Below are 12,797 nucleotides of genomic sequence, written 5' to 3' on the forward strand. Positions count from 1 at the left end.
CAAAAATTAATCAAAAGTCAACTACAGCAGTGGATTAACGGTCTGCCTAACTATATCAAGGCTTATTTGTCGATTTCAGTCTGCGAAGTTTGAGTTCATTATGTATTGATCTAATAGCGCTATTCCCCCGCCGTTTCCTTTTACCGTATAGATTGGTATTCCTGAAGCAGACAATTCATCTATATCTCGGTAAATTGTTCTTGTTGACACCTCAAGCTTTTCTGCTAGTTCTTTTGCTGTGACCGTCTCTTTATTTAGTAAAGTTATGACGATTTGAAATAATCTGTTCACTCTCAATTCCCATCACCTAATCTCAGTATATCAAGTAAATATATGGAATCCAAAACGAGTTGGAATGGCTTGATTAAAACGAGTAATCCATATTCAAAATAAAAACAAAATGCGTTGGAGAGAATTTCGATTTTCTCTACCAACGCCATTTAAATCTTCATCCAATTTTTTTGATTCTTCATCGAGATATTTTTATTCGATTAAAACGAGTAGTCCCTGGGATAATTTTGTGGAATATAAAGCTATAACACTTTATTTTTATCCTCTCTTCTCCAAGGCAATTTTTTTCTATTTCAACTTAACTTCAAATGATTTTTCTGGATGTTCTTTGTATATATCCTCTTTTTTAGTTCCTTCATAACCAGAAGTGTAAAACGGTACTAGTGTAATCTTACTAATTTCTTTTAAGTTTGTTTTATAACGCATATGGGAATCCTTCGCCATTGTTTTAGCGCTCTCCATTACTAATTCTTCGCCATTTTCATCAAACGCCTTAAATTGTACATCATATTCCCAAGTCTCTAACGCACCAACCATTTCATAATAAACGGTAATAGACACAGGTGACTCTACTACTTTCTCAACTTGAACTTGTTGACCATTCTCAAGCTTAATAGATTGATTTATCTCTATCTCTGTCGTTTCATTTGCAAGTACTTCACCCGATGCTTTAAATTCAAATTCCCAAGGAGATTCAATTATTTTGTTATTTACCGTTTTATATGACAGTTTAATATGATGTTCATCGATTAAAGAGATGTCATTTACAACCATTGAAGTAATTAGAATACTCGAATCCTCGTCTATTATATCTTTTATTGCACCACCCCCTTCTGTAATTTCCTTTCCATCAATTTGAATTGAAGGGAATGGTGATATATCATTTGCCGCATTTCCATTTATCGTTGCACTAATCACAAGTCTTCCTTCATCAAGTAGCACCTCGTTTAACACCATTGTACCGTATTCATTTGTGATAGATTGGCCAACCATTGTTTTATATGGTTTTAATACAGCTAAATCTTTATTAGTTTCTTCATCAGAAAGCATATATTGCTCTAAAAATGCACCTACAATCGGTATTTTTGCAATAGCAGAAGGGCTACTAAACAGGATCGTTCCACCCATTACTACAATTGCAATACAACTTACTAATTTATTATTATGCGTCTTTTTTTTAACGCCTATTTTTTCTAGCACCCTATGTTTGATTTGTCTTTTTTCAAATTCAGATAACTCCATTTGATCATATTCGGACGTATCAATATTTGTATTGTTGAATATATCATAAACAGATTTCATTGCTATTGCCCCCTTGTAATCCATTTTGTTTTTAGAGCTCTCAATTTATTTCTTCCCCTAGATAATCGACTATGTATCGCAGAAGGAGAAAGATTAAGTTCTGTAGCTAGGTCATTTGTTTTTTCCTTTTCAACATAATACTTTTTAAACAAGTGTTGATCATCAGGTGATAAATGTGATAATAATTCATCGATATCATCAACAACTGTTTGTGTTTCAATCTCCTGATTTGGTTCAATTAAGTCAATAGTAGAAACATGGATTTCATTATATCGGTTTAAGCTTCTTCTCTTGTCCAATGCTTTATATTTTGCAATAATAGCAATCCAATTTTTAAAAGATCCTTTCCGTTCGTCAAATGCATCGATATTGAGCCAAATCGCAAGTAGTGTATCATCAAGACATTCATCTACTTCTAATTGATAAGGTGCTAAGTGCTTTAAAATAACACTTTTCAAAAGACCTGCATATTTGTCAATGATAAATACAAGAGCTGCTTCGTTACGTTTCTTTATTTCTTGAATATAATTTTGTTCATTTATTTGCATCATGTTCTCCTTATCATTATTTTCTTTTCATAAGTTATTTCGTATGTAATTTTCATTTTCTGTCATATTTTAAAAAATAAATCCCACATTTACAAAAATGTGGGGTTATTTACTATACTATTATGTTTTAAGTCAGTTATCAAAAGTCCCTTTCTTAGGAATAAAGTTCAATGTAACTTCCGATTTGACACCATGTTTAAATTAGATATTGACCCATCTAGATACCGTTTATCTGGGTAAAAATTATACTTCCATCCATACTTGCTGTTACTTCCCTTTAGGGATAAAGTCTATTAATATATTTCCACACAATTTAACGATATTAACGTTCGTTAGTCATTGCAATAGGTTTAATTATGTTTATAAATCGGACAGATTACAGGTGCTTAAATATAGAACAAAAGCGTTTAAAGGGACGTTACCATAATATGCTATTCAGAAGGGGCGTATATAAAAAAAGAACCATCAAAAGATGGCTCCTCTAAGTCAAAAATTGATACTTATAAAAGAAGTATATGTTACTTCAAAAATAAAATGCTTTCCCCATTTTTTGATTTAAAATAGGTACATTTCACGGGTTTATAATATACTGTGTATTATTTCGTACATTACCCGATTCAATTGTATATTTCATCCATGTTTGTTCTTTCATCGTTATATCACTATCCGACTTCAAATCTTTCATGAATAAATAATAGGTTTGTCCATAATCATACGGTTTAACAGGCTTGATTTTAACCGTTTTTGGATTAACCAACTCAGTATTCACTTGAACTTTTCGCCCGTGTTGATCTGTCACGAAGATATAATTATCTATTAATAGCGACTCTTTAACATTTGCGTTAAATGTAATCGTCCACTCTTTATTAGGAGAAACATCAGCTTTTTCTTGCCATTTTCCTTTATCAAGTGAATACGGTGTTGTTTTAAATACATAACGTTCAGATTCCTTTAGTGGTACACCATTAGAAGATTCAATATCCTTACTCAAATATAAATAATACTTCGTATCAGGTTTATAGTATGATTTCGGACTCACTGTGATTGTTCGGTTATTCGTAAGTTGAACATCAATTTCGACCTTTTCACCATCTTCGTCATACATATAAACCGTATCTTCGTTAACTGTATTATTTTTTATAGTCTGATTGAATGTAATATTCCATACTTTGTCTGCCATCACTGGTTGTTCGATTTCCGATGTACGTCCAGTAAACTGGTCATTATAGTTCGGTGTCTTCCAGCCATTTTCCATATTTATAATCGTGAAGGTACTGAATTTGTTTATTGTAAACTTCAATCCTAGTTCTCCATTTTTATATGGAACCACTTCACCTTTAATAAATACTTTCTCTCCATCACTATGCTCGATGAATACACCAAGTTTATTAAAGAATTCAGCGCGTTCACTTGCGTTTTCAGGAATTGTTACGTCTTTTAAAGGAAGAATTAAATCGACCGGTGTATTTGGCATATTTGTTTCAATCGTCATTGGACGACCAACTATATTGATGTTTATGCTTCCAGCTACTTTCTGAACAACTTCCTCTTGTTTTGCACGTTCTTTTACTTCATTTTTCCTTTGTTCTTCCTTAATAGGAACTATTCGGAAGTAAAGATCATCTTTCAGTTCACCCATCGAATCTTTTGGTATGGCGATTCTTGCGTTATCTGTGTAAATTTCTAGATTAATATCGCCATCTTGTAAAGCTTTGATAGAGTCTTTTTTCACTGAGAAATTGATTTCTGATACTTCATCTTTTGTATCAGGAATGACAATTCGTGCCGTATCAGCCCCTGTTTCTTTTAATTTCTGAACCGTTTCAGCTGCGTTTTGAGGCGTTAATTCCACTTCATCTTTTTTGTTTCCATTTGCATCGGTTGTACGTTTGATAATCGCAGTAGATACAGTTGAACCTTGTTGTGGATTGCCTGTTTCAACTGGAACTGTGATGATTTCTGGTCCGGGTTGCGGTGTTGGTGTTGAACCTCCACCCCCGCCGCTTGAACTTTGAGCACGTTGAACTGTAATTGTATAAGTCTTCGTCGTTCCATTTTCTGCTGTTACGACTACTGTAATTGTGTTTGAACCTACGTTTAATGACACGGTTGCGGAAGATGGCTGACCATTGACAGTAACTGTTGCTTTTCCTGTGTCTTCTACAGTAGGTGTTACAGTGATACTACTTACTGAATTTGGTACATTTACTGTGTAAGCAGCCGTATTTTTATCAAATACTGGGTTTAATGTGCCGGTAGATAAAGTTAAGGCACTCAAGTTAGCATTTGTGTTTTTTACATTCACTGCCACAACATTACTAGTGATTGTTGCTGTTTGCTGACCTGTTGCACTATTATCTGTATTCGTAACCACTACATAATAGTAAGTTGTTCCAGCTGTATCCGTTGGGGGTGTGTATGTTGTACCTGTTGCACCGGGTATAGGTATTCCATTTGTGTTGTTCATTGTATTTTTATACCATTGATAACTTAAAGTGCCGTGATTCGTTGTTGCGACTACCTTTAAAGGAACAATGCCTTCTCCAACACTCACTGTTTGATCGGTTGGCTGGGTTGTAATAACCGGAGTCTCTGCATTGTATTTTACTGTTACAACAGCCACCTGACTTGTAGCTGTTGCTGTTTTATTCCCTGTTGCATCATTATCTGTATTTGTAATCACTGCATAATAATAAGTTGTACCAGATGTATTTGTTGGCGGTGTATAGGATGCAGTTGTTGCATTAGGGATTAGCGTTCCTCCATCATTGCTATTTGTGGTGTTACGATACCATTGATAGCTGATAACCCCTTTACTTGATGCACCTTCTACGAAAATTTGTGCAATTTCCCCCACGTTTACCACTTTATTTTCTGGTTGTACTTTGATAACTGGTGTTTCTGCATAAGTTAGTGCATTGATTGTTAAATGATTTGTGTTTATATTTTGATTATTTATAGTAATTGTAATGGGCTTGTTATGATGGTTTGCTACATTTAATGTCGTACCTTCTGCAGGCGACACTGTCATTCCGTTAGTTGTAAAATCATTAACTGCGACATCTTTTGAAGTTCCATCATTGTACAGTAGTGTTACGACTAAACCGTTTAAATTTAGGGACTCGCCCTCTTGATATACTAAATTACTTGGTTGAGATGTAATCGTTGCAGTATTTACAGCTAAATCAGCAGTTTGATTGAATGTCACCATTACATCAAGGGTATTCTGTTCGACATCACCACCATCAACCGTAGCAGAAGATATCGTTTCTCCATTTACTGTTGTTGTCGTGTTTACAATAAACTTGTAACCTTCTTTTGCCTGCAATCTAATTTTTGCGGAATACCTTGTTCCAGCTTTAAACTTTCCGGTATCTGTTAAAGTCGCTGGAGATTCATCAAGATTTAACCATCTAATATCATCAATAATGAAATTTGATTCGTAAGTAGATAGGGCTTCTTTCCCTAATGGTGTTTCCCCGGTTCTAGGTGCAACCAAACCTGTAATTGTTGCAGCTGTAATTGGTTTTATAACTCGAATCACTGTCAGAGGTTCTGTTTTGACCTCTTTTCCATCTATCATTATTGATATTTGTTGATTATGATTTGAAAGATTTAACATTGAACCATTAGCTGGAGATACGATTATTCTATTCTTACTAAAATGTTCAGATATAACTTCTAGGTAAGAATTATCACTGTTTTTGCCAGTTAAGACTAACCCACTTAAATCTAAGTTTTCCCCTTCTAAATAAGTCAGTTTAGTAGGTTGAGATTTGATAGAAACAGTGCTAATGGAAAATATCTCAATTTTAGCTGTTTGAGTATTGCTAGAAAAGGCAGTCGTTCCACCATTTATTGTTGTATCAGCTTTCCCACCTGCAGTGCCGGTTGTTTGATCCCATCCTCTAAATGTAAAATCAAATGTTCCACTATTAGTAGAAAAATAACTCACATAAGCATTGCTAGGTAACAATAGTGCATTGTTAGGGGAAATTTCGCCAAATTCTATCCAATCTCCACCAGGTAATTGATATTGCCAAATGCCTTCTGGAGATACGTTTGTAACTGCAATTCCCGAAAGTGCTCCAATATCATCATCAGCTAATGTCGCTATTGCTGAAACAGGCACGGTAGCAATTACTGAATATAATGGAATTGATTGAAAATGATATATACCTGAAGTAATCGACGGTGCTTCATTTCCAATTTGGTCTTGGATAAAGATTGTAAATACTTTATCTGTGAAAAGCCCTCTGGAATCTGTTGCTCGAACTATTATCGAATAACTATTTTTCTTTTCATAATTAAAACTATCATTCGTTCTTAGCGTATTACCACTAATAGCAAAACTCGAAAAATCGCCACCAACAATCGAATAAGTAAACGTATCACCAGCATCAGGATCAGTAGTTGTTAATGTTCCTACTGTCGCTCCGATAGATTCATTTTCTCGGATACTATTATTAGAAAGAAAGATGTCTGTTGGAGCTTGATTATCCTGTATAGTGTTCGCTTTTACATAAGATAAATTTAGAAAAATACAGGTAATAATAAGAACACTAATTTTTTTTAACTTTATACTTTTCCTCAATCTACCACCAACCTCACATTAACACTTATAAAATATTATTGAATTCACTATTCAAACTACCATATCGCCATCCTTGATTTAAATAAAACCGAGGAGCAGTAAAACCCCAACGATTGAAATTCTCCCACACGAACATGTCACTTATTAGTAATATATTACATGATGAATAGATAAAAAATCAATAAGTAGCAGCATATTCCAACTTGTTTTACAAAAAAACTATTAGCCTTCTTCTTGACTAATAGTGTCTTACTAAGTTTATTCATTTTCCCTACTTACAATGCCTTTTAAAATTACCATCGCAATTTCTTCTGCTAGTTGTTGAGGTTCTTTCAATCCATTAAATAACTGAGTTTGCGTAAGACGTTCAATCATCCCTAGTAAACTTTCCGCAACAAAATCCATGTCAGCTTCAGTTCGAAAATACCCAGCCCTTGCCTCAGAAATTAAATTCTCCCTTATTCGATCTAATAGTTGTTTCTTAATTTCCATCGATTCTTGTGAAAGGTATAATCCGATTTGGGTTAAATGAGGATTTTCCGCAAATAATTGCAGCATCTTACCTAATTGATGTACGATCCGGTCAGAAAGCTCATTTTTATCCATGTTCGCTTCCAAGCGGCTCTCTCTAACAATTGTTGATAACCTCTCTTGAAAGTTCATAATTAATTGCTGGAAAATGGCTTCTTTACTATCAAAATAAAGATAGAAGGCTTTCTGTGTAACCCCAACCCTCTTCACAATCGTACTTATTTTTGTTTTGTGATACCCGTTTATCGCAAATTCTTCTGCTGCAATATTTAATAATAAAGCTTTACTAACTTCTCCGGACGATCCTTTTCTTCTACCACGTTTGTTCATTTTTATCACCTAAAAAAAGTTGTGTCTCCAATATGCCATACAATAATAAGTTCACAATGTTGTTTGCGATTTGGGCAGGTTCTTTTTGTTTTGAAAGCAGTTGGGAAAATGTTAATCGTTCGATCATTCCAATTAAGCTCTCCGCTACCATTTGTGTGTCTACATCTTTGCGAAAATAGCCTAAACTTACTTCAAAATCAAGGTTTTCTTTAATTTCATTCACCAGTTGTTTTTTTAATTCACCTGCTCGGGTTGAAATATAAAAGCCAATTCGAGTTAAGTCCGGGTTTTTCGCTAAATATTCTAGTAAATTTTGTAAGCCGTAGACGATTCTCTCTTTAAGCGTTGATAACTGAAGATTAGGCTCTAAACGACTTTTTTTTGTAAACTCTATCATTCTCAAATGAAATAAATCTTCTAATTCTTCAAAAATCGCTTCTTTATTTTTAAAATATAAATAAAAAGCAGGTTGACTCAAATTAGCCCCTTTTACAATTGAACTTACTTTTGTATTGTGATATCCATTTTGTGCAAACTCGTTCGCAGCAACTTTTAGCAATAATGCCCGACTTTCTTCGCCATTTGCCCCTTTTGGTCTACCTCTTTCTGCCATAAAAACATCTCCAAACACCATAACATGAAACGATTATACCATATTAATAGAATTTCACGACATCTCCATGGAAGGTCCGTTCTCCTAGATTGAACAAGAGCTGTTTTGATAAGCTCCTCAGCACACACTTTCTTCACAAGTTATTAGAAGGATGGAATATTTGGAAGAGGCTAAAAATAATCAAAGCACCCATACAAATCTATGTATGGATGCCCGTTTCAAATATTGAAATTAAACTTTGTAATCTTTCTTCACCTTTTTTAGCGCTTAAAGTTCTAACAGTGCACCATGAATTCTTAGGCTTCACCCCTAACGAAACTTCAAACAATACAGTGGTTCGGTTTCGCCACCGAACTCTACTTCTCGACCCGTATCTTGGAAACCTAGACCCATATATAATTTTTTAGCTCTTTCATTCGTTGGTACAAAGCTTGTGTAGATCTCTTCACAAGAATATAATCGCTTCATCTCCTCGATAATTTCCAACATGGCTTGCTTTCCATAACCATTACCCTGAAACTTATAATCAATCATTAGCCTTGTGATGAAATAAACATTTAACAGTGGAGAAAGACCATACATCGCAAAACCTACCATTTGATTCTCCGTATTGTAAATGGCTTTCGTTATCCAATCAGGTTCAACTTTTGATTGTGCAATGGAAAAAGCATTTGACGCAACATGTTCCTCGAAAAGATGGTACCCTTTATAGTTTTTGGATTTTAACATGATACATTGAAAGAAGTTTTTGCTATCAATCTCTTGTAACGTAATTTTATTCATTTCTCTTCCCCCTAAATTATCCAAAAGCAAAAACGATTTATCTACTCGCTTGACTTTTAAAACTTGATTGCCCAACGAACTCCTTGACAAAAGTCAGTATTTCAGCCAATTGCTCCGGTTGACTACTAATAAACGAATCTTCTAAAAAAATAATAAGTTGATCGTGTCCACCTTGTTCCTTTACTTTTGTAAATCGATAGCCTGTTGATATTTTCCCAGGTGGCGTGATGATAAGCCCTGTTTTTTGGGAGAACATTTCCTCATATAATGATCCTGGTTTTAAGTCGAAAACTAATCTGATGTGATTTTTACTGTCATCTGCATCTACTTGTCCCCACTTAATATTAAAACGATTATACGGAACAAACCCTTCCCCTTTTTTCGGCGTCGTTTTCGTAGTACAACCTTGTTCGCTTTCTAAAATTCCTTTTAACTTTAACAAAAATTGTGTACGGTTCATTTTATATCCTCACAATAACAATTTAATTAAGCCCCTTACTCACCAAAACCAACTTTTTCAATTCCTGTTCCGCAATGGTTACCTCATTCAATCCTTCCAAAAAGCTAATATACTCTAGATTTGCAGAAACGGTCACTTCATTTTTCAAGTCCTGGTACAGTTGGAATAACTCTTTCTTGATTTGTTGTGCATCCTCAAAAAGTGAACTCTTTTCAGCAAGCATCCCTAATTGTAAAATTTTGAACGTAACAGCTGTCATCGGCATAGCATCACAAATTCCAATTGCTTCATCGATGTATTGAAGGGCTAGTTTTCTTTTATCACGTGCAATTGAAAAAGAGGCCATGTACCATAAAATGAATTGAGTTGGATGACTACCAGAATAGTTTTTTCGAATAAATTCTACTGTGAGATTAACTTGATTTAGTGCTTGAAACATCGAGTCAGCAATCGTATCTTGCCCATTTACTTTTGCATAGGACATAATTTTGAAATAACAAGCAAATTTATAGATGACGTCTTTCAGTTTGTGAGATTTCAGATGGTCTAGTAACTCGATAAAGTTGTTCGAATTAAACGGAACCTGACACGATTGGAATAGTTGTTGCAATGCTTCCGGAAACTTATTCCCTTCACAATAGGCAAGCGCTTTATACAAATGTTGTCGTTCTTTATCATTTAACACGGTGAAATGCTCGATTGCATGGTCAAAATCGTTTATTGCTAGTCTTAGATAGTCTTGATTTTCATGAATTAACGCGGCATACGCTTGACCTCTTGTACCATATGCTTTTCCTAATTCCTCGTATTTTGCTTTATTTCCAGAAAGCGACTCATCTTCTAATAGTTCCGTCATCAAAATCAATTCTTCAAAAACTTTGATTGCTTTTGATAAATCATCAATGGCAGAACCAATTTTCAACATATTTTTCTCATGAACGCCTTTTCGGATTTTATGTAGATTATAATATTTAAATTTTGTCATAATATCTTCTACTTGAGGCAGGTACGATAGAAACAACTGATCTTGTGCCTCTGCTTTTGTACTTCCTAGATGCGTATAAACTGTGTATAGAAATAAAATGATATCCAGTTGGAATTCCAATGAATGTATTGCCTTCTCCTCTAATTGTGGAAGCAAGTTTTCTTGTATATCCACCAAAATCGGCTTAACAAACGTATACTTTCGATCGATTTTTATTAGCGTATAAATTTTGGACGACAACTGAGATAATTGAATTTTTTTACTATGGTCATCTAATTTTTGTAGTCGGTTTAAGGCGAGTTCTAGTAAGTAATCTTTTTCATCAAGTCCATCTTCCGCATAAATTTGGAAAATGGCATCACTTAAGTTCCCTTCTGTAATCCATCTTAAAATTTCTTTTTCCACATTATCTTCAAAGAAAGAAAATACGAGTTCAGAACTGTAATAATCCTCAATTAGTTCTTTTTGTTCTGCCGTAAACTTTGTAGAAGTTCTCGTTAAATACGTGTTACAAACCCCATCTGCCAGCATTAATTTCTTATTTGTTCGTGCATCGTCAAAATGAATTTTGTATTTCCAATCATTCTCTTTTGTTAATGCTTTTCTTGCTAATCCAACAATAATGCGCTCTCTTAATCGTTTTTCATATTCTTCTGGACGAATAATCCCGCGCCCTTCCACCACATTTTTTCTTGTTGCCACTAAAATATCCAGTTCAAAATCACCATACGCCGCAGATAATTGCAACAACAGCTGAATAATGCCTTCTGACAGGACGTTTAAATAAGTCGTATTGCTATCAATGATCATGACACGTTCGGCATTTTGAAAAATAACAAATTCTGCATCTCGTTCTTTCAACGCCTTCAATTTGCTAATGTTAAAATCCCCCGACTCATCGGTAAAATGAACAAAGGTTTTGCCTAAGATGTTTTCAGCCTCACACTCATCTATTGAACTATTCCTTACGAGTACCCCACCAACTAACGATGGATTGAGTCTTAAATTTTGGTCATTTTTCTCAAAATCCCCGCTTTCATCAAGCCACAGTTCAAATCGCATATAAATACCCTCCAACACAATATTGATATTATTATAAAGCTTTCTATTACTTTTGTCATAGAATCTCTAAGTCCCATATTTTACGAGCTTACCTGTTTGTAAGTTCAATATGTGTCGGCCCACATTATCGACTATATATCCATAACTTGAATAAATATTGATATTCCAAAAGCAATTACGAAATATATTAATGCGAAGGGTGTGTATCCCAGACGATAGAGAATATAACTTACTACTCCAAAAAGGAAAAACTCAAAAACAGTACCATAAAAACCTTGAAGTTTATAAGGTGCTTTGGGGGAACCAAACAGAGTCCAAATAACTGCGACCACTAAGGGAACGCCAATCGCTCCAACAATTTTACCTTGCAAAAACCCCCACCTTCCGAAAATAATTAGAGCTACGATTTCGCAAATAAATCTACTTGCCATAATAAAAAAAATCATTTCCAACCTCCTCAACTTCTCTATATTTGTACAAGTAAGTTACAGACCTACTATCCTATAATTTACTTTAACATAAATTTCCATATAAAAACGCACCGTGATTTCAATAGAGAAATACAGTGCGTTTTGATATTCGATATTTAAAGATTATTGTTGGATTATTTGAAGATGATTGCCACAAGTGTCGTCAAAAACAGCAATGGTCACATCGCCCATTTTTGTTGGCTTCATCGTAAACTTCACGCCTTTATCCAGTAAACGTTGATACTCTGATTCAATATCATCCACCCCAAACATTGTTACAGGGATGCCCTCAGTAAATAGTCGTTGTTGGTAATCCTTTGCAGCTGGATGGTTATTCGGTTCAAGTATTAGTTCTGTACCGTGTTCGTTGTCTGGAGAAACAAGGGCAATCCATCGATATTCACCGGCTGGAACATCGTGCTTCTTTACAAATCCTAACGTGTCACAATAAAATTTTACGGCCTTCTCTTGATCATTTACGAAAATACTAGTCACAATAATTTTCATATGGTTTTTGTCTCCTTTGCTAGATGCACAAATTTTTTTACTCTAACCAATTCTCCAACAAATTTTCAAGTGGCTCCTTGTTGAATAGTAGAACTCGATATTTCCCCTCTCTTTTTGATAGGACGAGCCCTGCATCTTCTAATAGTGAGAGATGTTTGGCAATGCCCTGTCGCGAAATGGCAAGATTGTGCTTCATAATAAGACGAGCTGTTAGTTCATACAGTGTCATTTCATTACTTTCAGATAGTTCATCTAAAATTAGCCTCCGATTTGAGTCGGCAAGTGCTTTAAATATCGCGTCTTTGTCCCAATTCATAGATT

Annotated in this window: 12 protein-coding genes; all 12 read right to left on the reverse strand. The window is 34.7% G+C overall.

Annotated features, from left to right (window positions below; genetic code table 11):
* Positions 1 to 75: 75 nt before the first annotated feature.
* The 12 genes from CRO00_RS14470 to CRO00_RS14525 all read right to left on the reverse strand — a co-directional run bounded on the left by CRO00_RS14470 (position 76) and on the right by CRO00_RS14525 (position 12,792).
* Positions 76 to 291, reverse strand: a complete 216-nt coding sequence (locus CRO00_RS14470) for a helix-turn-helix transcriptional regulator (protein WP_237658435.1) — start codon at positions 289 to 291, stop codon at positions 76 to 78.
* Between the two features lie 288 nt (positions 292 to 579).
* Entirely contained in the window at positions 580 to 1,593 is a 1,014-nt protein-coding gene (locus tag CRO00_RS14475) for a DUF5643 domain-containing protein (RefSeq protein ID WP_097074378.1), read from the reverse strand.
* A 2-nt stretch (positions 1,594 to 1,595) separates the two neighbouring features.
* A complete protein-coding gene (locus tag CRO00_RS14480) occupies positions 1,596 to 2,141 on the reverse strand; it encodes a sigma-70 family RNA polymerase sigma factor (RefSeq protein ID WP_161946703.1) in 546 nt (181 codons plus the stop codon).
* 571 nt (positions 2,142 to 2,712) lie between these two features.
* Entirely contained in the window at positions 2,713 to 6,735 is a 4,023-nt protein-coding gene (locus CRO00_RS14485) for a cadherin-like beta sandwich domain-containing protein (RefSeq protein ID WP_097074380.1), read from the reverse strand.
* Positions 6,736 to 6,993: 258 nt separating this feature from the next.
* Positions 6,994 to 7,596 carry a TetR/AcrR family transcriptional regulator gene (locus CRO00_RS14490; protein ID WP_097074381.1) on the reverse strand — a complete coding sequence of 201 codons (603 nt, stop codon included), beginning with the start codon at positions 7,594 to 7,596 and terminating at the stop codon, positions 6,994 to 6,996.
* A complete protein-coding gene (locus tag CRO00_RS14495) occupies positions 7,580 to 8,209 on the reverse strand; it encodes a TetR/AcrR family transcriptional regulator (protein ID WP_097074382.1) in 630 nt (209 codons plus the stop codon). Before CRO00_RS14495 ends, CRO00_RS14490 begins: the two co-directional genes overlap by 17 nt.
* A 309-nt stretch (positions 8,210 to 8,518) precedes the next feature.
* Positions 8,519 to 8,992 carry a GNAT family N-acetyltransferase gene (locus tag CRO00_RS14500; protein WP_097074383.1) on the reverse strand — a complete coding sequence of 158 codons (474 nt, stop codon included), beginning with the start codon at positions 8,990 to 8,992 and terminating at the stop codon, positions 8,519 to 8,521.
* A 37-nt stretch (positions 8,993 to 9,029) separates the two neighbouring features.
* Entirely contained in the window at positions 9,030 to 9,452 is a 423-nt protein-coding gene (locus CRO00_RS14505) for a hypothetical protein (protein ID WP_097074384.1), read from the reverse strand.
* A 22-nt stretch (positions 9,453 to 9,474) separates the two neighbouring features.
* Positions 9,475 to 11,499, reverse strand: coding sequence for a hypothetical protein (locus tag CRO00_RS14510; protein ID WP_097074385.1), 2,025 nt, complete (start codon positions 11,497 to 11,499; stop codon positions 9,475 to 9,477).
* Positions 11,500 to 11,630: 131 nt separating this feature from the next.
* On the reverse strand, positions 11,631 to 11,945 hold the full coding sequence (locus tag CRO00_RS14515) for a YrdB family protein (protein WP_097074386.1): 315 nt from the start codon (positions 11,943 to 11,945) through the stop codon (positions 11,631 to 11,633).
* 147 nt (positions 11,946 to 12,092) lie between these two features.
* Positions 12,093 to 12,476: a VOC family protein gene (locus CRO00_RS14520; RefSeq protein WP_097074387.1), complete on the reverse strand. Its 384-nt coding sequence runs from the start codon at positions 12,474 to 12,476 to the stop codon at positions 12,093 to 12,095.
* Positions 12,477 to 12,513: 37 nt separating this feature from the next.
* The gene (locus CRO00_RS14525) at positions 12,514 to 12,792 is read right to left on the reverse strand and encodes an ArsR/SmtB family transcription factor (protein WP_097074388.1); all 279 of its coding nucleotides are present in this window, start codon (positions 12,790 to 12,792) and stop codon (positions 12,514 to 12,516) included.
* Between the last annotated feature and the right edge of the window lie 5 nt (positions 12,793 to 12,797).

Source organism: Ureibacillus xyleni, assembly GCF_900217795.1.
Classification (GTDB): domain Bacteria; phylum Bacillota; class Bacilli; order Bacillales_A; family Planococcaceae; genus Ureibacillus; species Ureibacillus xyleni.

Coding starts and splice junctions, on each gene's coding strand:
- CRO00_RS14475 (WP_097074378.1), bottom strand. CDS start 1,593: ATGAAATCTGTTTATGATATATTCAACAATACAAATATTGATACGTCC.
- CRO00_RS14480 (WP_161946703.1), bottom strand. CDS start 2,141: ATGCAAATAAATGAACAAAATTATATTCAAGAAATAAAGAAACGTAAC.
- CRO00_RS14490 (WP_097074381.1), bottom strand. CDS start 7,596: ATGAACAAACGTGGTAGAAGAAAAGGATCGTCCGGAGAAGTTAGTAAA.
- CRO00_RS14495 (WP_097074382.1), bottom strand. CDS start 8,209: ATGGCAGAAAGAGGTAGACCAAAAGGGGCAAATGGCGAAGAAAGTCGG.
- CRO00_RS14500 (WP_097074383.1), bottom strand. CDS start 8,992: ATGAATAAAATTACGTTACAAGAGATTGATAGCAAAAACTTCTTTCAA.
- CRO00_RS14505 (WP_097074384.1), bottom strand. CDS start 9,452: ATGAACCGTACACAATTTTTGTTAAAGTTAAAAGGAATTTTAGAAAGC.
- CRO00_RS14510 (WP_097074385.1), bottom strand. CDS start 11,499: ATGCGATTTGAACTGTGGCTTGATGAAAGCGGGGATTTTGAGAAAAAT.
- CRO00_RS14515 (WP_097074386.1), bottom strand. CDS start 11,945: ATGATTTTTTTTATTATGGCAAGTAGATTTATTTGCGAAATCGTAGCT.
- CRO00_RS14520 (WP_097074387.1), bottom strand. CDS start 12,476: ATGAAAATTATTGTGACTAGTATTTTCGTAAATGATCAAGAGAAGGCC.
- CRO00_RS14525 (WP_097074388.1), bottom strand. CDS start 12,792: ATGAATTGGGACAAAGACGCGATATTTAAAGCACTTGCCGACTCAAAT.